16 protein-coding genes are annotated in these 20979 nt (G+C 67.3%); 8 read left to right on the top strand and 8 right to left on the bottom strand.

The window, feature by feature from the left end; all coding sequences use genetic code 11:
• Positions 1-37 precede the first annotated feature (37 nt).
• From dnaG to aroB, 6 genes are all read right to left on the bottom strand, one after another.
• The gene (gene dnaG, locus G020_RS0107090; protein ID WP_024329105.1) at positions 38-1861 is read right to left on the bottom strand and encodes a DNA primase; all 1824 of its coding nucleotides are present in this window, start codon (positions 1859-1861) and stop codon (positions 38-40) included.
• A gap of 208 nt (positions 1862-2069) precedes the next feature.
• Positions 2070-2666 (bottom strand): Uma2 family endonuclease, encoded by a 597-nt coding sequence (locus G020_RS0107085; protein ID WP_024329104.1) that lies wholly within the window; start codon positions 2664-2666, stop codon positions 2070-2072.
• 166 nt (positions 2667-2832) lie between these two features.
• Positions 2833-7293 (bottom strand): glutamate synthase large subunit, encoded by a 4461-nt coding sequence (gene gltB / locus G020_RS0107080; RefSeq protein WP_024329103.1) that lies wholly within the window; start codon positions 7291-7293, stop codon positions 2833-2835.
• A 136-nt stretch (positions 7294-7429) separates the two neighbouring features.
• Positions 7430-9205 (bottom strand): SPOR domain-containing protein, encoded by a 1776-nt coding sequence (locus tag G020_RS0107075; protein ID WP_024329102.1) that lies wholly within the window; start codon positions 9203-9205, stop codon positions 7430-7432.
• 5 nt (positions 9206-9210) lie between these two features.
• Positions 9211-10398 (bottom strand): deoxyguanosinetriphosphate triphosphohydrolase, encoded by a 1188-nt coding sequence (locus tag G020_RS0107070; RefSeq protein WP_024329101.1) that lies wholly within the window; start codon positions 10396-10398, stop codon positions 9211-9213.
• Complete coding sequence (aroB, locus tag G020_RS0107065; RefSeq protein ID WP_024329100.1) at positions 10388-11485, bottom strand: 3-dehydroquinate synthase; 1098 nt, start codon at positions 11483-11485, stop codon at positions 10388-10390. Before aroB ends, G020_RS0107070 begins: the two co-directional genes overlap by 11 nt.
• Positions 11486-11685: 200 nt before the next feature.
• On the opposite strand from aroB, the gene rpsU reads away from it, so the two are divergent.
• From rpsU to hemE, 4 genes are all read left to right on the top strand, one after another.
• The gene (gene rpsU, locus G020_RS0107060) at positions 11686-11901 is read left to right on the top strand and encodes a 30S ribosomal protein S21 (RefSeq protein WP_018870999.1); all 216 of its coding nucleotides are present in this window, start codon (positions 11686-11688) and stop codon (positions 11899-11901) included.
• Between the two features lie 68 nt (positions 11902-11969).
• A complete protein-coding gene (locus tag G020_RS0107055) occupies positions 11970-12419 on the top strand; it encodes a GatB/YqeY domain-containing protein (protein ID WP_018870998.1) in 450 nt (149 codons plus the stop codon).
• Between the two features lie 107 nt (positions 12420-12526).
• On the top strand, positions 12527-13936 hold the full coding sequence (locus tag G020_RS0107050; RefSeq protein ID WP_024329099.1) for an FAD-dependent oxidoreductase: 1410 nt from the start codon (positions 12527-12529) through the stop codon (positions 13934-13936).
• A gap of 7 nt (positions 13937-13943) precedes the next feature.
• On the top strand, positions 13944-15005 hold the full coding sequence (gene hemE / locus G020_RS0107045; protein WP_024329098.1) for a uroporphyrinogen decarboxylase: 1062 nt from the start codon (positions 13944-13946) through the stop codon (positions 15003-15005).
• 52 nt (positions 15006-15057) lie between these two features.
• Here the strand turns inward: hemE and G020_RS0107040 are convergent, their stop codons facing one another.
• Positions 15058-15678: a hypothetical protein gene (locus tag G020_RS0107040; RefSeq protein ID WP_024329097.1), complete on the bottom strand. Its 621-nt coding sequence runs from the start codon at positions 15676-15678 to the stop codon at positions 15058-15060.
• Positions 15679-15680: 2 nt separating this feature from the next.
• The gene (locus G020_RS0107035; RefSeq protein WP_024329096.1) at positions 15681-18050 is read right to left on the bottom strand and encodes a penicillin-binding protein 1A; all 2370 of its coding nucleotides are present in this window, start codon (positions 18048-18050) and stop codon (positions 15681-15683) included.
• Positions 18051-18192: 142 nt separating this feature from the next.
• On the opposite strand from G020_RS0107035, the gene G020_RS0107030 reads away from it, so the two are divergent.
• Genes G020_RS0107030 through G020_RS0107015 form a run of 4 tightly spaced genes read left to right on the top strand, consistent with a single transcriptional unit; the run spans position 18193 to position 20962 of the window.
• A complete protein-coding gene (locus G020_RS0107030; RefSeq protein ID WP_024329095.1) occupies positions 18193-19260 on the top strand; it encodes a pilus assembly protein PilM in 1068 nt (355 codons plus the stop codon).
• On the top strand, positions 19257-19811 hold the full coding sequence (locus G020_RS0107025; protein ID WP_024329094.1) for a PilN domain-containing protein: 555 nt from the start codon (positions 19257-19259) through the stop codon (positions 19809-19811). Before G020_RS0107030 ends, G020_RS0107025 begins: the two co-directional genes overlap by 4 nt.
• A 12-nt stretch (positions 19812-19823) precedes the next feature.
• Positions 19824-20408 carry a type 4a pilus biogenesis protein PilO gene (locus G020_RS0107020; protein WP_024329093.1) on the top strand — a complete coding sequence of 195 codons (585 nt, stop codon included), beginning with the start codon at positions 19824-19826 and terminating at the stop codon, positions 20406-20408.
• Positions 20408-20962, top strand: coding sequence for a pilus assembly protein PilP (locus G020_RS0107015; RefSeq protein WP_018870990.1), 555 nt, complete (start codon positions 20408-20410; stop codon positions 20960-20962). Before G020_RS0107020 ends, G020_RS0107015 begins: the two co-directional genes overlap by 1 nt.
• Positions 20963-20979 lie beyond the last annotated feature (17 nt).

Here is a 20979-nt window from a genome sequence, read left to right as displayed (position 1 = left end):
CATGGGTTGCGGCTGCGGCTGTGGCGCGGTCTCGCCTTCAGCCCTGCAGGATGGAGGTGAGACGCGCGAGTTCGTCGCGTTGTTCCGTATCCAGACTCCCGGAAGCGGTGAGTTCACGGATGCGTTCGCGGCAGTGGCGCCGCAGCAGCTGGTCGGCGGCGTCCAGTGCGACCTGACGGGTCATCCCGTCTTCGCCGTCGTGCAGCTCGGCGCTGGCCAGCGACAGCAGGCGTTCGAAGCGCGGGTGTTCGCGGAATCGTTCCAGCAGCCGCGCGGTATCCGGCCGCGGCTGCTCGCCCAGGGCTTCCAGCAGTCGGCCGAGGGTGCCGGAAGCCTCGCCGCTGGCGGCCGCCAGCTCGCGCAGGGCGGGTGTGTCCCAGTCCAGTTCCGGGTGCTGCAGGATGCGCGCGAGCAGTGCGGCCCACAGGGTCGTGCTGCGGCGCCCGCTCGAAGGCGCGGATTCGCCGCGGGGACGACTGACAGGCGGGCCGTACGGCGAAGGCGTTTCTTCGGGAGGGCTCGCAGGGCCGGTTGTGGCGCGCCCGGCGGCCCCTGCGGCTGCGTAGCTGGCGCTGCCGCTGGCCGTCTCGGTCTGCAGCTGTTCCTCCAGGCGCTCGCGCGGGAGGTGGCTCTCCTCGGCGACGCGTTCGCACAGCAGTTCGCGGAACAGCGGATCGCGTGCGGTGGCGATGCGGCGCACCGCGGCGTGGGCGAAATGCGTGCGCCCCTCGGCAGTCTCGGTGGGGTGCTCTTCGCGCAGCAGCCGCACCAGGGCCTCGGACAGCGGCAGGGCCTGCTCCAGCAGCCGTTCCCAGGCAGCGAGGCCTTCGCGGCGCACCAGGCTGTCGGGGTCGTCGCCCTCGGGCAGGAACAGGAAACGGACTTCGCGCATGCCCTGCATCACCGGCAGGGCCTGTTCCAGCGCGCGCGAAGCGGCGCGGCGTCCGGCGGCGTCGCCGTCGAAGCACAGGGTCAGGTGGCCGACCTGGCGGAACAGTACGTCGAAGTGGCTGCGTCCCAGAGCCGTCCCCATGCAGGCGACGGCCCGGTGGTAGCCGCTGCGCGCCAGCGCGACCACGTCCATGTACCCCTCGACCACCACCAGGTGATCCAGCCGGGTCTGCGCGCGGCGGGCCTCGAACAGGCCGTAGATGGTCTGTCCCTTGTGGAAGACCGTGCTCTCGGGACTGTTGAGGTACTTGGGCTCGCCGTCGTCGATCAGGCGCCCGCCAAAGCCGGTGACACGCCCGCGCCGGTCGCGAATGGGAAACATGATGCGGGCGCGGAAACGTTCGCGCAGGTCGCCGTTGTCGCGGCGCGCGGCGAGGCCGGCATCCACCAGCTGCTGCGGGGAGAAGCGCTCCGACAGCGTCTGCAGCAGGCCCGATTTCGGCGCCCAGCCGAGGCGGAAATCGCGGGCGGTGGCGCCGTCGATGCCGCGGTTCTTGAGATAGTCGACCGCGCGCGGGGTCTCGCGCAGCTGGCGGACGTAGTAGTCCGCGGCGGCCTCCAGCGCGGCGTACAGTGGCCCGGTGGTGTCCTGGCGCGGGCCGTCGTCGTTTTCGCGCGGGACCTCCAGGCCAGCCTGTTCGGCGAGCTGTTCCACCGCCTCGGGAAAGGCGAGGTTCTCGTAATCCATCAGGAAACCGATGGCAGTGCCGTGCACGCCGCAGCCGAAGCAGTGGTAGAACTGCTTCTGCGGGGATACGTAGAACGACGGGGTCTTTTCGCCGTGGAACGGGCAGCAGGCGGCGTATTCGCTGCCGGCCTTCTTGAGGCTGACGCGCCGGCGCACCACCTCCACGATGTCGGTGCGCTCGAGCAGCTCGTCGATGAATGCCTGCGGGATACGGCCTGCCATGGTCCTCGTCGCCGGACGGGAGAGTCCGCCCCGGGGCCGGGGCGTGGCCGAGCATGATACCGCGCCCGCATCCGCAGGGACCATTGGCCCGCCGGAGATAGCGGTCGGAGCGCCGTATCGCGCAGAGGGCTGCGCTCCTACCCCCCACCCACACAGGGGGCGGGCCCGGGCCGTGGGAGGCCGGCCCTCCAGCCGATCAGGCGCGGGGTCAGCGGTATGGCGGGGCGGAGTCCTCGGCGACGGCGTCGGGGTCGATGCCGGTGTAGAGCTCCTCCACGGGCAGGCTCCATTCCAGCTCGGGGAGCTCCAGGCGGTCCTCGGCGCCGAGGTATTCCGCGGCCCAGCCGGCGTTTCGCCGATAGACCTGGACCGCCGGGCGCTGCTGCTCGACGATCAGGTAGGTGGCGAGGCTGTCGAGCCGGGTATAGGCCAGCAGCTTCTCCCGGCGGTCGAGGCGTTCGGTGGCCGGCGAGGTCACCTCGGCAATCACCCGCGGGCGCTCGAGATAGTAGCGGTGACGGTCGTCCGGGTCGCAGCCGACCATGACGTCGGGATAGTAGAACAGCTCGTCGTCACCCAGGCGCAGATGCACCTTCATGTCGGCCATGAAGGTCTGGCACAGGCCGCCGCGCAGGGCGGCGTGCAATGCGGTGCCAAGGTTCATGGTGACGATGTTGTGATTGCGGCTGGCCCCGCCCATGGCATAGACGGTGCCGTTGACGTATTCGTGCCGGATCTCGGTCTCCAGCTCTCCCTGCAGGTATTCGTCCACCGGCGTGAACGCCCGGGCGTTGGCCATTCCCATCGGCTGCCTCCGTACCACGAATGCCGTGACTGCCTCCCAGTATTGCGCTGCGGGCAGGCCGCGTCCAGTGGCGCACCATGCCGCCCGGGCGTGACGGCTCCGCCCGCAAACGGAACGGGCCCCTTGCGGGGCCCGTGACAGGTCAACGTCCGTTGGCCGGGCCCGCTCAGGCCGCCTGGCGCAGGTTGGCCAGCAGACCGCTAAGTTCGGCGGCCTTGGGCTTCACCAGCCAGAAGGAGCCCTGCCAGCTGTCGAACTGTTCGAGGATCTGGCGGCCCCAGGCGCTGTCCGTCTCGTGCACGAACTCGGTGATGAGTTCCTCGAGATAGTTGCGATGGGCCTCCATTTCCTCGGTATCGAGGCGGTGCAGGTCGATCAGCTCGTTGTTGATGCGGTCGGGGAAGTCGTTTTCCCGGTCCAGCACGAAGGCGAAGCCGCCGGTCATTCCGGCGCCGAAGTTGACCCCGGTGCCACCCAGGATGGTCATCACGCCGCCGGTCATGTATTCGCAGCCGTGGTCGCCGATGCCTTCCACCACCGCGATGGCCCCGGAGTTGCGCACGCCGAAGCGCTCGCCGGCCTGGCCGGCGGCGAACAGCTTGCCCCCGGTCGCGCCGTACAGGCAGGTGTTGCCCATGATGGTGGTGTCCTGGCTGGCAAAGCCCGAACCTTCCGGCGGTCGGATGACCAGCTTGCCGCCTGTCATTCCCTTGCCAACGTAGTCGTTGGCGTCGCCTTCCAGGTACAGGTGCAGGCCGCCGGCGTTCCAGACGCCGAAGCTCTGTCCGGCCGTGCCCTGCAGGCGTACCTGCAGCGGGGCTTCGGCCATGCCCTGGTTGCCGTGGCGCCGGGCAATCTCGCCGGAGAGCCGCGCGCCGATGGAGCGGTCGGTGTTACTGCACTTGTAATGGTGCTCGCCGCCGGCCTTGTTTTCGATGGCGTCGAGCATGTCGGCGACCATCTTTTCTGCCAGCTCGGCCTTGTCGAACGGCTCGTTCTTCGGCTCCTTGCAGAAGCGCGGCTTGTCGTCGAGGTCGCCGGTCTCCAGCAGGCGGTCGATGGCCAGGTGCTGCTGCCGGGGCGTTTCGCCCGGCAGGACTTCGAGCAGGTCGGTGCGGCCGATCAGGTCGGTCAGGCTGCGCACGCCCAGTTTCGCCATCCATTCGCGGGTCTCGCGGGCGACGAACTGGAAGTAGTGCATGACCATCTCGGGCAGGCCGATGAAGTGGTTCATGCGCAGCACCTTGTCCTGCGTGGCGACACCCGTGGCGCAGTTGTTCAGGTGGCAGATGCGCAGGTACTTGCAGCCGAGTGCGACCATCGGCCCGGTGCCGAAGCCGAAGCTCTCCGCACCGAGGATCGCGGCCTTGATCACGTCGAGCCCGGTCTTCAGGCCGCCGTCGGTCTGCAGGCGAACCTTGTCGCGCAGGTCGTTGCCGCGCAGGGTCGCGTGGGTCTCGGCCAGGCCCAGTTCCCAGGGCGTGCCGGCGTACTTGACCGAAGTCAGCGGGCTGGCGCCGGTGCCGCCGTCGTAACCGGAGATGGTGATCAGGTCGGCATAGGCCTTGGCCACGCCCGCGGCCACGGTGCCGACGCCGGCCTCGGAGACCAGCTTCACCGAGACCAGCGCATCCGGGTTGACCTGCTTGAGGTCGAAGATCAGCTGCGCCAGGTCTTCGATGGAATAGATGTCGTGATGCGGCGGCGGCGAGATCAGGGCCACGCCCGGATTCGAATAGCGCAGCTCGGCGATCATCTTGTTGACCTTGTGGCCCGGCAGCTGGCCGCCTTCGCCGGGCTTGGCGCCCTGGGCGACCTTGATCTGCAGCACCTCGGCGTTGACCAGATAGTGCGGGGTCACGCCGAAGCGGCCGGAGGCCACCTGCTTGATCTTCGACATGCGCTCGGTGCCGTAGCGGGAGACGGCCTCGCCGCCCTCGCCGGAGTTGGAGCGCCCGCCGAGGCGGTTCATCGCGGTGGCGAGAGCCTCGTGGGCCTCCGGCGACAGCGCGCCCAGGCTCATGCCGGCGGAGTCGAAACGCGGCAGGATGTCGGCCTCGGACTCGACCTCGTCGACTTCGATCGGCTCGATGTCCTCGCGCGGCTTGAGCAGGTCGCGCAGGGTCGCCACCGGACGTTCGTTCACCAATGCCGCGTATTCCTGGTACACCCCGTAGTCACCGGACTGCACCGCGCGGTGCAGGGTCTGGATCACGTCCGGATTGTAGGCGTGGTATTCCCCGCCGTGGATGTACTTCAGCAGCCCGCCCTGGCGCGGCGCCTTGCGTGGATTCCAGGCGCGCTGTGCGAGGATGTCCAGGTCTTCCTCGATATCGGCGAAGCGGGTGCCCCGGATGCGGCTGGTGCTGCCCTTGAAACAGGTCTCCACGACCTCGTCCGCGAGGCCGACGATCTCGAACAGCTGGGCCCCGCGGTAACTGGCGATGGTCGAGATGCCCATCTTGGACAGGATCTTGAACAGGCCCTTGTTGATCCCCTTGCGATAGTTTTGCGCCAGGGTAAGGGCGTCCACCCCGGGGATCTCCCCGGATTCGCTCATGCCGTGCAGCGCGGAGTAGGCGAGATAGGGGTAGATCGCGGTCGCGCCATAGCCGATCAGGACCGCGAAGTGGTGCGGGTCGCGCACGGTGGCGGTCTCGATGACGATGTTGGCGTCGGTACGCAGCCGTGCGGCGATCAGGGCGTGATGCACCGCGCCCACCGCCAGCGCCGCGGGGATCGGCCGGCGCTCGCGATCGATCGCGCGGTCGGACAGTACGAGGATCACGGCGCCGTCGCGCACCGCCTCTACCGCGTCTTCGGTGAGCTGCTTCAGCGCCGATTCGAGGCCGTGGTGCTGGCGGTCGTAGTTGAGGTCCAGGCGCTCAACCCGGAAGGCGTCGTCGGTGACGTTGCACAGTTCGCGGAATTTCGCCTCGGACAGCACCGGAGAATCCGCGACCAGTCGGTGGGCGTGTTCCGGGGTTTCCTCGAACAGCCCCTGCTCGCGGCCGAAGCAGGTCTCCAGCGACATTACGATACTTTCGCGCAGCGGGTCGATCGCCGGGTTGGTGACCTGGGCGAACTGCTGGCGGAAGTAGTCGTACAGCGAACGGGTCTGCTGCGACAGCACGGCGAACGGGGTGTCGTCGCCCATCGAGCCGACGGCCTCCTGGCCGGCCTCGGCCAGCACGCGCAGGACCTGGTCACGTTCTTCGAAGGTAACGTCGAACAGCTTTTCGTAGGTCTCCAGGCGGTCGGCGGGCATCGGCTCACCGGAGAACAGCTGGTTGTCGTCCAGCTGGCTTTTCAGGTGGTGCACCTGCGCGCGCAGCCACTGGCGATAGGGTTGACGCTTGCGGTTGATCCGGTCGATGTCCTCGGGCTGCAGCAGATCGCCGGTTTCGGTATCCACGGCGAGCATCTGTCCGGGCTTCAGGCGGCCCTTGGCGACCACGTCCTCGGGGGCGTAGTCGTACACGCCGATCTCCGAGGCCAGGGTGATGTGGCGGTCCTTCGTGATGACGTAGCGCGCCGGGCGCAGGCCGTTGCGGTCCAGGGTGCAGCCGGCGTAGCGGCCGTCGGTCAGCACGATGCCGGCCGGGCCATCCCAGGGCTCCATGTGCATGGAGTTGTACTCGTAGAACGCGCGCAGATCCGGGTCCATGTGCGCGACGTTCTGCCACGCCGGCGGGACCAGCAGGCGCATCGCACGGAACAGGTCCATGCCGCCGGCCAGCAGGACCTCGAGCATGTTGTCGAGGCTTTGCGAATCGGAACCTTCCAGATTGACCAGCGGTTCCAGCTCGGACAGTTCGGGAAGCAGTTCGTTGGCGAACTTGTGCTGGCGCGCGACCGCCCAGTTGCGGTTGCCCTGCACGGTGTTGATCTCGCCGTTGTGCGCGAGGAAACGGAACGGCTGAGCCAGGCCCCACTGCGGCCAGGTGTTGGTGGAGAAGCGCTGGTGGAACACGCAGATCGCGGTTTCCAGCTCCGGGCGCTGCAGGTCGGGGTAGAACACCGGCAGGTTGGCCGGCATCACCAGACCCTTGTACGACAGTACCCGCGCCGACAGGCTCGGCACGTAGAACACCGGGTCCGAAGCCATCGCCATCTCCGCGCGCCGCCGCGCGACGTACAGGGCGCGTTCGAAGGCGTCGCCGTCCATCTCTGCCGGGGCGTTGACGAACAGCTGGAGGACGTGCGGCCGGGTGCGCAGGGCTTCCGCCCCGCAGGCGTCGGGGTCGACCGGGACTTCGCGCCATCCGGCCAGGGTCAGGCCGCCGCGGTCGAGGGCGGTTTCCACCGCGGCGCGGGTCTCGGCGATCGCCTCGGGGTTGATGAACACCAGGCCGGCGGCGAAGCGTTCCGCCAGCGCGATGCCCGCTTCATCCGCGATCTGGCGCAGGAACGGTTCGGGGGTCCGCATCAGCAGGCCGCAGCCGTCGCCGGTCTTGCCGTCGGCGGCGATCGCGCCGCGATGTGTCAGCCGTTCGAGAGCCCGTATTGCAGTTTCCAGTACCCAGTGACTGGCCTGCCCGTCCATGTGTGCGATGAGGCCGAATCCGCAATTGTCGCGTTCGAATTCGGGGCGATGGAGGGTGCCGGTCAGTCGGGTCTGCTGCATCGATAGGCCTCCGGTCGTGGTGCGTATGCACCAGGCTGGAAAAAGGGGCGCAGGAATATACCGGAATGATCGTGTTCCGGCAAACCGGAGGGTGCAATAACACGCGCAGGTGGAGTGGACAGCCTTGCCCGGGGGGTCAGCGGCGGGCCGCCTCCTGGACCGAACCGATGGAGCGAATCCAGGTGCCGGCGTCCCGCGCGCTGTCCGGCAGCTCGGCAGCCGCCTGTTCCGCAGCGTCCCGGTCGGGGAAGGCGCCGGCGAGGATCACGACGTAGTCGTTCCCGCCCGTGCGGGTGGGGATGTAGCGGATGCCACCGAGATTGTGGCGGTCTGCGTATTCGCGCGCGGTGTCCATGTCCGGCGCGGCCACCAGCTGGATGGTCATGCGCGAGGCATCCTGACCCTCGAGCCATTCCAGGTCGCCCCCCAGGCGCTCGCCGTCGCCTTCGGCGTCGGCCAGGGCTTCGGTGGTGTGATCGGCCGGCTCCGGCTCCGGCTCCGGCTCCGGCTCCGGCTCCGGTTCGGGTTCGGGTTCCGGCTCCGGTTCGGCTTCGGGGGTCGGGCCCGGCTCTTCCGGTGTCTCCGCCGGTTCGTCGGTGGCTGGCGGGGGCAGGATGGGCTCCGGTTCCAGCCGAGCGATCTCCGGTGACGGCTCTTCCGCTTCGAGGGGCGGATCCGGGGCCGCTTCCCGCTCGTCCGGGCGTTCCGGCAGGGGCAGTTCCACTCGTTCTTCGTGTTCCGGGGCGTGCTCGGGCGAGCCGGTCAGCAGTTGCCAGAGCAGCGGCGCGGCGATCCCGAAGGCCACGGTGGCGGCTACGGCGGGAACGAACCAGCGCTGGTTCCAGAACGGTTGTGCTTCGGCCGGTGCGAGAGCCGGCTCCTCCGCTGTCGTTTCCGCGTCGGCGTCCGAGGCGTCGCGCTCGCCGCGCAGGGCGAATGCGGCCGGAGTGAAATCGTCGCCGTCGCGGCTCGCGCGGAGGCTTTCTCCGGGGGCGGGTTCGGCTCCGGATGGAGCACCGGCCTGCTCCTCGGGGCGGGTGCCGGACGGCGCCGCTCCGGATGGCGACGCGGATTCCGCAGCATCCCGCGTATCCCCGGCATCGGCGGTGGCTGCCTGGCCGGCGGACGCGGCCGCGGGGGGCGCAGTCGTGCCCGGTGTCGGGCGACATTTCGCTTCCAGCAGGATCCGCGCCTCGCGGTTGAGGGCGCCCGCGAGCCCCTGGCTGTCGGTCTGCAGGCGCTGCACGGCCTCGCGCGGGAGTAGTGCATCCGGGTCTTCGGCGCCGGCGGCCAGCAGGCGATGACGCAGGTAGGCGGCGGTCTGTTCGAGGTTGAACGCGCGCAGGCTCAGGCGGGTCAGCTGGTCCTCGTCTCCCGGGTCCGGCAGGTACAGGCGGCGGCGCAGGAGTCCCGCGCCGCCGACCAGGACGATGCGCGGTGCGCGACCATGCTGCTCGAGGATCTCCGAGCGCATGCGCAGCAGGTTGTTGACGATGTCGGTGCCCACCAGGTGGGCGTCGTCCATCGCGATCACCGGTACGAATCCGTCGACCACCCGCTGGGCGAGCAGTTCGGTCAGCGAGCGATCGGGGTCATCCGCGTTCTGCGAGCGCAGGTAGTTGCGGATGGTCAGGTCCACCGATTCGAAATGGGTGTTGATGCGTGCCTTGAACGCGATGAGTTCGTAGCCCTCGGGCAGCATGCCGAGCAGGCGCATCAGCTGCAGGCTGCGGCCGGAGCCGTTGTCGCCGGTCAGCAGAACCACGGCACCGGGGTGCTCCAGCGCCTGTCGTGCGGATTCCAGGACACCGTCCAGCAGCGGATCGGTGTACAGGAAGTCCGCGTCGGGCACCTCCGCGAACGGGTCGGTGCGCAGGCCCAGCTGTTCAAGGCATTGGTCGCGGAGTGCCATGGCGGTCAGGTCAGGGTGCCGAGGTCGAACAGGCGGTGATGTTCGCGGATGGCGTGACGGTCGGTCATGCCGGCGATGTAGTCGGCGATGGCGCGTTGTTGTCCGTGCGGATCATCCTCGCTCAGGGCGCGGGCGTGGCGCTGGTAGTGCTCCGGCATCAGGCGCGGGTCGCGGTCGAAGGCGGCGAACAGGTCAAGGATGATCTGGCGCGCCTTGTGCATTACGCCATGGACCTGGTGATGCCGGTAGAGGTTTTCCCGCAGGAAGGTCTTGAGCGTGCGGTTGCGTTCGGCCATCTCCGGGCTGAAGCGGATCAGCGGGCCGCTCTCCGCGCGCACGGCGTCGATCGATTCCGGGCTGCTGCTCTCGATCGCGTGGCGGCTGGTGGTGACCAGGTCCTGGACCAGGGTGTCGATCATGCGCCGCACGGTTTCGTGCTGTACGCGGCGGGCCTCCAGCCTCGGGTAGCGCGCGCGCACCGCGTCGAGGCAGTCGCGGAACAGCGGGACTTCCATCAGCTGGTCCAGCTGCAGCAGGCCGGCGCGCAGGCCGTCGTCGACATCGTGATTGTTGTACGCGATCTCGTCGGCGACATTGGCCAGCTGGGCCTCCAGTGATGGCTGGCCGCGCTGCAGAAAGCGCACGCCCACCTCGCCGAGGATGCGGGCGTCTTCCGGCGAGCAGTGCTTGAGGATGCCCTCGCGGGTCTCGAAGGTCAGGTTGAGGCCGTCGAAGTCGGCGTAATGCGCCTCGAGGTGGTCCACGATCCGCAGCGACTGCAGGTTGTGTTCAAAGCCGCCATGTTCGCGCATGCAGTCGTTCAGGGCGTGCTGCCCGGTGTGGCCGAACGGGGTGTGGCCCAGGTCATGGGCCAGCGCGACCGCCTCGGTGAGGTCTTCGTTGAGGCCCAGGGCGCGGGCGACGGAACGCCCGATCTGCGCGACCTCCAGCGAATGCGTGAGGCGGTTGCGGAACAGGTCGCCCTCGTGGCTGATGAATACCTGGGTCTTGTACTCCAGGCGGCGAAACGCGCTGGAATGCACGATGCGGTCGCGATCACGCTGGAACTCGCTGCGGTGGCGCGGGGCGTCTTCCGGATGCCGGCGGCCGCGTGTCCGCTCCGGGTCGGCCGCCCACGGGGCGAGGCCGACGCCGTTGGGGGTACGGGCGATCGAGGCGGTGTCAGGCGGCACGGGCGGTCTCGTCGAGGGTGTGTTGCAGGGCGTTGTCGTCGAAGTCGGCGGTCAGTTCGGCGGCGCCCAGGCCGCGTAGCAGCACGATCCGCAGGCGGCCTTCGCTGACCTTCTTGTCGATCCCCATCAGTTCGCGGAAGCGGGCGGCATCCAGTTCCGCCGGCGGGTAGGTGTCGAGGCCGGCGCGGTGGATCAAGGCCTCGGCGCGCGCGGCGTCGGCCGGGGCCAGCCAGCCCATGCGCGCGGACATCCGGGCGGCCATGGCCATGCCGGTGCCTACCGCCTCGCCGTGCAGCCAGGCGCCATAGCCCATGCCGGTTTCAATGGCGTGGCCGAAAGTGTGGCCGAGGTTGAGCAGGGCGCGGCGGCCGGATTCGCGTTCGTCCGCGGCGACTACTTCGGCCTTGCAGGCACAGGAGCGGCGGATGGCGTGGGCCAGCGCCTCGGGTTCCAGGGCGAGCAGGCGGTCGAGGTGTTCTTCCAGCCAGGCGAAGAAATCCGCGTCCTGCATCAGGCCGTATTTGATGACCTCGGCCAGGCCGGCGCGCAGTTCCCGCGCCGGCAGGGTCTGCAGGCTGTCGGTGTCGATGATCACGGAGCGTGGCTGGTGGAAGGCCCCGATCATGTTCTTGCCCAGCGGGTGGTTGACCCCGGTCTTGCCGCCCACGGAGGAGTCGACCTGCGCCAGCAGGGTGGTCGGGACCTGAACGAAGTGGATGCCGCGCTGGTAGATCGCGGCGGCGAAACCGGCGATGTCGCCCACCACGCCACCCCCCAGCGCGACGATGCGGCTGCCGCGGTCGAAGCGGGCCTCCAGCAGCCGGGTCAGGATCTGTTCGACCGTCGCCAGCGTCTTGTGCGATTCGCCGTCGGGCAGCTCGATCCACAGGGGCTCGCCGCGCACTCCGGCCGCGGTCAGGCTGGCGCGCAGGCGCTCGCCATACAGTGGCCCCACGGTACTGTTGGTGACGACTGCGACCCGCCGCCCCTCCAGCACCGGAGCGAAATGCTCGGCCCGCGCGGCCTCGCCGGGGCCAATGTGGATCGGGTAGCTGCGTTCGCCCAGTTCGACGTTCAAGATTTCCATGGAGTCATCATAGCGTGCACGTCGCGTGCTCGTAAGTCAGGCTCGCGAACGTGCACATTGATCAGCGTTTCCCGAGTCACGGGCTTTTCCAAAGGGGCTGTCCTGGATTATCATGCTCCGTTCTGCATGGCGGGCGTGTGTGCCGGCCATGGCTTAACGTACACCGTTTCGTCGAAACCAATGCTGTAACCGGAGATTGTATGCCGCACGTTCGAGTCCGCGAAAACGAACCCTTCGAGGTTGCCCTGCGCCGTTTCAAGCGCACCTGTGAAAAGGCCGGTGTGGTGGCCGAAGTCCGCCGCCGCGAGTACTACGAGAAGCCCACGGCCGAGCGCAAGCGCAAGGCGGCCGCCGCGGTGAAGCGGCAGCTGAAGAAGAATTCGCGCGACATGACCCGTCGGCCGCGGCTGTACTGAACCCCGCGGAGCCCCGGCCCGACCGGGCCCGTGGCTTGCGCATGAATCCTTGCGAGGAGGGATGCCGAATGTCGCTGAAGGCCCGGTTGCAGGATGACGTGAAACAGGCCATGCGGGCCCGGGAACGGGACCGCCTGGCGATCCTGCGTCAGATTCAGGCGGAAATCTCCCAGTTCGAAGTCGACGAGCGCCGCGACGCGGACGACGACGCCGTGCTCGCGATCCTCAACCGCATGCTCAAGCAGCGGCGCGATTCCATCGAACAGTACCGTCAGGGCGGGCGCGACGATCTCGCCGACCGTGAGGCTGCGGAGATCGCCGTGGTGGAGGCCTACATGCCCGAGCCGCTCGACGACGCCGCGCTGGATGCGGTGATTGCCGAGGTCATCGCCGAAACCGGGGCCGAGGGCCCGGGTGACATGGGCCGGGTGATGGGCGTACTCAAGCCGCGGGTGTTCGGGCGTGCCGACATGGGCGCCGTCAGCGGCAAGGTCCGCGCAGCACTGGGGAAATCTTGACCCCGGACGGGCCCGTGTCAAATGTAGTCCTCGTATGACCTGCCGCGCCGGTGCCGGGCCCTCCGGCCGTTGTGGCCCCGACCCCGTTTCGTTGGAGCGACTGACCCATGGCGACCAATCCGATGCAGTTCCTGGACCTCCCGCGCCAGGATCCCCAGAAGACCCCCGCGGAAATCCGCATCCACGAGTTCGGCGAGATCATCGGCCAGTTCGATCCCGCCACCGCCGGCCAGCAGGCCGGGCGCTGCCTGGCCTGCGGCAATCCCTATTGTGAGTGGAAGTGCCCGGTCCACAACTTTATCCCCAACTGGCTGAAGCTGGTCGAGGAAGGCAATCTGTTTGCCGCCGCCGAGATGTCGCACAAGACCAATTCCCTGCCGGAGGTCTGTGGCCGGGTATGTCCGCAGGACCGCCTGTGCGAGGGTGCCTGCACCCTGAATGACGGTTTCGGCGCGGTCACCATCGGTTCGGTGGAGAAATACATCACCGACGAGGCGCTGAAGGCCGGCTGGCGGCCCGATCTGTCGGATGTGGTGCCGACCGGCAAGCGGGTCGCGGTGATCGGCGCCGGGCCGGCCGGTCTCGGTTGTGCCGACATCCTCGCGCGCAACGGTGTCGAGGCGGTGGTCTATGACCGTTACCCCGAGATCGGCGGGTTGCTGACCTTCGGGATCCCCCCGTTCAAGCTGGAAAAGAAGGTGATCCGCACCCGTCGGGAACTGCTCGAGGGAATGGGCGTGGAATTTCGCCTGAATACCGAGATCGGCCGCGACGTGGAGTTCCAGGCGCTGCTGGACGAATACGACGCGGTCTTCCTCGGCATGGGGACCTACAACGCGATGCAGGGCGGTTTCCCCGGTGAGGATCTGCCCGGGGTCTATCCGGCCCTGCCGTTCCTGGTGTCCAACATCCGCGAAGTGATGGGCTGGGAGCACGACGAGAACGGTTTCGTCGACATGGCCGGGCAGCGGGTCGTGGTCCTCGGCGGCGGCGACACCGCAATGGACTGCAACCGCACCTCCATTCGCCAGGGCGCCACCTCGGTGACCTGTGCCTACCGCCGTGACGAAGAGAACATGCCGGGCTCGCGCAAGGAGGTCGTGCATGCGCGCGAGGAGGGCGTGCAGTTCGAGTTCAACGTGCAGCCGCTCGAGATCGTGGGCGACGACAAGGTCGAGGGCGTGAAGGTCGTGCGCACCCGGATGGGTGCACCGGACGAGCGTGGCCGGCGGCGTCCCGAGCCGGTGCCGGGTTCCGAGTACGTGATTCCCGCCGACCGCGTGCTGGTGGCTTTCGGCTTCCGCCCGTCACCATCCGACTGGTTCGGCGAACACGGCATCGACGTCGACGAGGGCGGCCGCGTCCGTGCGCCGGAATCCGGCCGGCACGCCTTCCAGACCGCCAACGAGAAGGTCTTTGCCGGCGGCGACATGGTCCGCGGCTCCGACCTGGTGGTCACCGCCGTCTTCGAGGGCCGCCAGGCCGCCGAAGGCATTCTTGAATACCTCGGCGTCTGAGGACTGCATGGCCCAGGAACTTGAAAACGACCGCCTCCTGCGGGCACTGGCCCGCGAACCGGTGGATCGCCCGCCCGTCTGGATTATGCGTCAGGCCGGTCGCTATCTGCCCGAGTACCGCGAGACGCGGGCGCAGGCCGGCAGCTTCATGAGCCTCTGCCAGAACCCGGAGCTGGCCTGCGAAGTCACCATGCAGCCACTCCGCCGTTTTCCGCTGGATGCCGCCATCCTGTTTTCGGACATCCTCACCATCCCCGATGCCATGGGGCTGGGTCTGTACTTCGAGACCGGCGAGGGACCGAAATTCCGCGATCCGGTGCGCAGCCCGGAAGCCATCGAGCGGCTGCCGGTCCCCGACCCGGAGGATTCGCTGGGCTATGTGACCGATGCGGTGCGTCTGATTCGGCGCGAACTCAACGGCCAGGTACCGCTGATCGGCTTCGCCGGCAGCCCGTGGACCCTCGCCACCTACATGGTGGAAGGTGGCAGCTCGCGCGATTTCGCCGAGACCAAGCGCCTGCTGTATGGCGATCCGCAGGCCATGCATGCGCTGCTGCAGAAGGTGGCGGACGCGGTCACCGAGTACCTGAATGCGCAGATCCGCGCCGGGGCTCAGGCGGTCATGGTCTTCGATACCTGGGGAGGTGCGCTGACACCGCGCAGCTACCGCGAATTTTCGCTGGCGTACATGCAGCGCATCGTCGACGGCCTGATCCGCGAGAACGAAGGCCGTCGCGTCCCGGTGACCCTGTTCACCAAGGGCGGCGGGGCCTGGCTGGAGGCGCAGGCCGACACCGGCGCGGATGGCCTGGGCCTGGACTGGACGATCGAGATCGGCGAGGCCGCGCAGCGCGTCGGCGACCGTGTCGCCCTGCAGGGCAATCTCGATCCCTCCGTGCTGTATGCCCCGGAAGCCGTGGTGCGCGAGGAGACCCGGCGTGTTCTTGACGGCTTCGGTCGCGACACCGGCCATGTCTTCAATCTCGGGCACGGCGTGCACCCGGCGATCGATCCGGATCGTGTGGCGGCGATGGTCGACACGGTGGTCAATTACCGCCGCGCCGACTGAGCCGGGAACGGCACCGAATCACCTCTCCCGCTCCGGGAGGGGTGCGGGCGCATCAGAGGCGTTCCGCCTCGCGACCCTCCGTCAGGAGGCGTTCCACTTCTCCGGCCCCGGCCCGGGCCATGGGTTTGCCGTCCACCGGCGAGGGTGGCGCCTGGCGGATCCCGTCCAGCGGAAAGATCGTCAGTTCGACCTCGGTGTCGTCCGGCCCGCGGAAGGCGATGAAGGGCACGCGCTGCTCGCGGCCCTGCCGGCTGCGGTAGCGGCGCTCGCCGGTTTCGCAGTGGATACCGCGGTCGGCCAGATCGATCAGCACCTCTTCCACGGTCTCGGCGAATCCGTGCAGATTGATCACCGGGAAGCGTTCGATCATCCCCGTGAGCAGCGGTCCGACCAGGCGCGGCTCCAGATGCGACAGGCGCTGCATCACCTGCAGTGCCGCCGCAAGGCGGTCGCGATACGCCTGGCGGCTCTCGTCGGTCGCGAACAGCCGGCTGCGTTCCAGTGCGGCATCCTGGATTTCGATGTTGGCCGGCATGTCGTGGCGTGCGTCCACCCCCAGGTGTTCCGCGGCCTTGCGCTTGGCCAGGCCGAAATCGCGGATGCCCTCGTCGAGCAGGATTCGCCCGGCTTCCTGGGCGAGTTCATGACGCAGTCGGGAGCCGTTGCTGCTCATCGTCAAAATACCGATTCGGGTTGCTGGTCGCGACCGTTGCGGTCGTCCCCCGGAATGCTGCGCGAACGCTCGGGAATTTGCTGCGGGAGCAGCCATTCGGTGGTTGCGCGGCTGTCACCGGCGTCGGGGGCGCGCCCGCCGTCGGGCAGGATGCCCACCCGTACCAGGTCGTCCGGCCGTTCCGGAAGGCTTTCTTCGGTGTCCGCCAGGGCGCTCCCCATGAAGCGGACCCAGATCGGCAGGGCGGCACGGCCCCCGCTTTCGCGGCGGCCCAGTTCCCGGTTGTCGTCGTATCCGATCCACGACGTCGCAACCAGCTCGCCGCTGAATCCGGCGAACCATGCGTCGCGATAGTCGTTGGTGGTGCCGGTCTTTCCCGCCAGGTCCGAACGGCCCAGTTCCTGCGCCCGCCGTCCGGTGCCGGCGTCCACTACGTGTTTCAGCATGCGGCTCATCTGCCAGGCGACGCCGGGCTCCAGGACCGGCACCGGGTCGCGTTGCTGCAGAACCGTCTCGCCGGTGGACAGCGTCAGGTCCTGCCCGGGCGGATTGTCGCAGGGCGGTTCACAGCTGCGGGGAGCGGGTGCCTGATAGAGCAGCTCGCCATCCACGGTTTCGATCCGCGAGATGATCCAGGGACTGTGCAGTCGCCCGCCGCTGGCGAACACGCCGTAGGCCGTGTTGAGCTGCAGAGGCGTGAGTGAACCGGTGCCCAGCACCATGGAAAGGTTGCGCGGCTGGCGCTCCGGGTCCAGCCCGAACCGTCCCAGCTGATCGTGCACGTTCTCAACGCCGATCGTGTCGAGCAGGCGGATCGAAGCCAGATTGCGCGAATGCGCCAGCGCGCTCTGCATCGGCGTGTCGCCCTGGAACTGGCGCGAATAGTTCTGCGGACGCCATTCCGCCCCCAGGGCCGGGTCATCAAACACCATCGGGGCGTCCACCAGCGTGCTGCGTGGCCGGTAGCCCTCGCGCAGCGCCAGGGCATACACCAGCGGCTTGAAGGCCGAACCGGGCTGGCGCTGTGCCTGCACGGCCCGGTTGTAATGGTTGTCGAAAAAGTCGAAGCCACCGGCCAGGGCCAGAATGGCGCCGTCGTCCGGCGACTGGGCGATCAGCGATCCGGTCACTTCGGGTTTCTGTGCCAGTCGCCACCCGGATTCTTCATCCGCCCGGATCCGGATGACGTCCCCGCGCCGGAGGTCCGGTGAATCCGCCCATGCCAGACCCTCGGCTGTCAGTTCGACCTCCCCGATGCGGCCGCCGTCGACCCGCAGGGAGCCGTCGTCGCCGGTCTCCAGCACCGCGGCCGGATAGAGAAGGCGTCCGTGTATGCCCAGGTTTCTCAGGGCGCGTTCGCGGGCGTCGGCCGTGGCCATCTCTTCGTCGGACAGCTGCGTTTCCGGACCTCGAAAACCGTGACGTTCGTCATATTTCAGGAGGCCGGCGCGCAATGCCTGATTGGCGGCCTCCTGATAGTCGGGGTCAATCGTGGTGTGCACCTGCAGCCCGCGCCGATAAGCGTCCTCTCCCCACAGGTTGACGACGATCCGGCGGGCATCCTCCGCCACCCAGTGAGCGTCGATCTCGGTCTGTGCGGTGTGCCGTTCCGACATGACCGGCCGCTCCACGGCCGCCGCGTGCTCCTCGGCGGTGATGGCGCCGGTGTCCAGCATCCGGCCGAGGACGTAGTCACGGCGGATGCGCGCACGCTCCGGACTGGTCACCGGGTTGGTGGTGGACGGTGCCTTGGGAAGGGCCGCCAGAATGGCGATCTCGTCGAGTTCCAGCTCGTCCAGCGAGCGGCCGAAATACACCCGTGACGCCGCTTCCACGCCGTAGGCGCGCTGCCCGAGGTAGATTTTGTTCAGATAGAGTTCCAGGATCTCGTCCTTGCTGAGTTCCCGTTCCAGCCGGATGGCCAGAAAGATTTCCCGCAGCTTGCGCTCGTAGGTGCGGTCCCGGGTGAGGAAGATGTTGCGGGCAAGCTGCATGGTGATGGTGCTGCCCCCCTGGGTTCGTTCCCCGGTGCTCACCAGATTGACCGCGGCACGCGCCAGACCGAAGACATCGATCCCCGGGTGGCGGAAGAACCGCTCGTCCTCGGCAGCCAGAAAGGCCTGGACCACGGGCTCGGGAACATCCTCGATCTCCACCGGAATGCGCCTTTCTTCCGCGAACTCCCCCATCAGGCTGCCATCCGCCGCCCGGATCTGCAGCGGCGTCTGCAACCGCACCTCGCGTACGGCTTCCGGTTCGGGTAGTGTCGGGGCGTAATAGGCGTACAGCCCGAGCAGCGCCGCCGAGCCGGCGATCATGAGGGTCAGGGTTATGGCCGCCAGAGCGGTGACAGACTTCACAATCCGGTGCATGACTCTAAATTTTGTGGGGGGAAGGTGAGGGATTGCCTTCAGAAGGATTTGCAACCCCGAAAACGTCATGTATATTAATCGTTGCTAGCATTCGAGATTGTAACGCTACCAGCTGCAATCATCGGGGTATACAGGGGGACGTGTGCTGAATCTCGGAAAATCCAGGCCCGCACTGCTGGGCGTTGATGTCAGTTCGGCGGCCGTCAAGGTCCTCGAGCTTGGTCGACACGGAAAGGGATATCGGGTCGAGGCATTCGCCGTCGAGCCGCTGCCGGACGGTGTCATGGTCGACAAGGTCTGCCAGGACACCGAAGCGGTCGGTGCAGCGCTTGGACGTGCAGTCAAACGCTCCGGTTCCCGTCTTAAACAATGCGCGATGACCGTACCGTCCTCGGCCGTCATCACCAAGACCATCCAGCTGTCCGCCAGCCTCAGCGACTCGGAACTGGAAGGTCAGGTGTTCGTCGAGGCGGACCAGTACATCCCGTACACCCTGGAAGAGGTCAACCTCGACTTCCAGGTCCTGGGGCCCAACGAAAAGAACCCTCAGATGCAGGATGTCCTCGTCGTGGCCTCGCGTCGCGAAAACGTGGAATCACGTATCGCCATCGCCGAGGCGGCGAAGCTCTCGGTGGAGCTGGTCGACGTCGAGGCCTATGCCATCGAACATGCCTCCGAACGCCTGATGGAGCATATCCCCGACCGGGAGAACAAGCCGATGGTCGCCATCGTGGACGTCGGCTCGTCGGTGACGGCGGTCTATGTCGTCTCTCAGACCGAAGGTGTCGTGTACACGCGCGAGCAGAATTTCGGTGGCCGGATGCTCACCGAAGAGATCATGCGGCGCTACAACATGAGCTACCAGGAAGCCGGATCGGCGAAGATGAGCGGCGACCTTCCCGCGGATTACGTCAGCGAGGTCCTGGAGCCGTTCAAGCAGACGATGATGGATCAGATCCAGCGGCTGCTGCAGTACTTCTATGTGACCCGGCCCCAGGACACCATCGATCACGTGCTGCTGGGCGGCGGCTGTGCCGCCATTCCCGGAGTGGACGAAATGCTGGAGGAAGTGACCTCCACGCCCGTTTCGGTAGCCAACCCCTTCCGCGGGATGGCGCTCTCCCGTCGCATCAACCAGCAACGTTTCACCAATGATGCGCCGGCCCTGCTGACGGCCTGCGGCCTGGCACTGCGGGGGCAAACATCATGATCTATGTCAATCTGCTTCCCTGGCGCGAACGTGCTCGCGAACAGCGGCGCAAGCAATTCTTCGTCTCGGTCGGCGTGGCCGCAGCGGTGGGTGTGGTGCTTGCGTTCGGCGGTTATACCTACATGGAATCCCTGATCGACCATCAGGAAGATCGCAATCAGGTGCTCGAAGAAGAAATCCGCGAGCTCGACCGCAAGATCGCCGAGATCGAGGAACTCGAAGAGAAACGCGAGGACCTCGTCGCGCGGATGGACGTCATCCAGACGCTGCAGGCGCAGCGCCCGGAGGCCGTCCACCTGTTCGACCAGATGGTGGTGACCCTGCCGGACGGCACCTACGTCAACGAGATCACTCAGGACGGATCGCGTATTCAGATTCGCGGCCTGTCGGAATCCAACACCCGCATCTCCGCGATGATGCGCAATCTGGATAACTCCCCGTGGCTGGGCAGCTCCAACCTGCAGATCATCGAAACCCGCGAGGAAGGCCGTATCCAGGTGAGGGATTTCCGCCTCGACGCACGGCAGACCCGGCCGGACAATGGCGAGTAGGGAGACTGCCCAATGGACCTGAAAAACCTCAACGAGATCGATTTCAACAACATTGGCGAGGCACCCTGGATCGTCAAGGGGGTGATCCTTCTGGTGATCATCGCCGTGATCCTGGGCCTCACCTACTATTTCGTGATCGACGACCAGCTCAGCGATCTGGAACGGGCGGAGCGCGAGGAACAGCAGCTGCGTGACGAGTTCGAGGATAAGCAGCAGCGTGCGGCCAACCTCGACGATTACCGCGAACAGCTCGCGGAAATGGAAGACATGTTCGTGGAGCTGCTGGAGCTGCTGCCGACCAGCGCGGAAATCCCCAGCCTGCTGGTGGATGTGTCGCAGACAGCGCTGCAGACCGGCCTGGAAATCGAGCTGTTCGAGCCGCGTTCCCACCGCGAGCGGGATTTCTATGCCGAGGTGCCGATCCGGCTGCGGCTGCGGGGCGACTACGAGGAACTGGCCGAATTCGTCAGTGGCGTCTCCTCGATGCCCCGCGTGGTCACCATGCACGACATGCGCATCCGCCGCGCGGGTGACTCGGACTTTGATCTGGTCATGAACGCCGAGGCGCGAACCTACCGCTATCTGGAGGACAACTGATGAGTCGGATCTCCGTCAGCCCCCGGGTACGGATCCTGGCGGTCGCCGTGCTGGGCGCGGGCCTGCTGGGTGGCTGCGCCCAGGACAAGAGTGACCTGCACAACTATATCGCCGAGGTCCACGAACGGCCGGGTTCGGGCATTGAACCGATCCCGACGCTCGAGCCCCATGAGCCCTACCTGTATCCGGGGCATACCCGTTCACCGTTTGACTCCAGCGTGATCGAACAGCCTCAGATCGCGGAGGACGAGGGCGAGCCGGGCGATGCCGAAATCGACCCGGACCGGCCGCGGGAATACCTGGAAAGCTACCCGCTGGATTCGCTGTCCATGGTCGGCACCCTGGAGCGCGACAACATGCGCTATGCCCTGGTACGGACTCCGGACCGTTCGGTGCAGCAGGTCACGGTGGGCAACTGGATGGGCCAGAACCACGGTCAGATCGTCGAAATCACGCCCACCCGCATCGAGCTGGTGGAAGTGGTTCCGGATGCCTTCGGCGGGCACATCGAGCGCGACAATTCCATCGCCTTGCAGCGGGCCGAAGATCGGTAGGATCCCGGGAGAGACAA

Source organism: Thioalkalivibrio sp. ALR17-21, from assembly GCF_000420185.1.
Lineage (GTDB): Bacteria > Pseudomonadota > Gammaproteobacteria > Ectothiorhodospirales > Ectothiorhodospiraceae > Thioalkalivibrio > Thioalkalivibrio halophilus.
The sequence above is the reverse complement of the archived record's forward strand: the minus strand, read 5'-3'. Positions and strand labels throughout refer to the sequence as shown.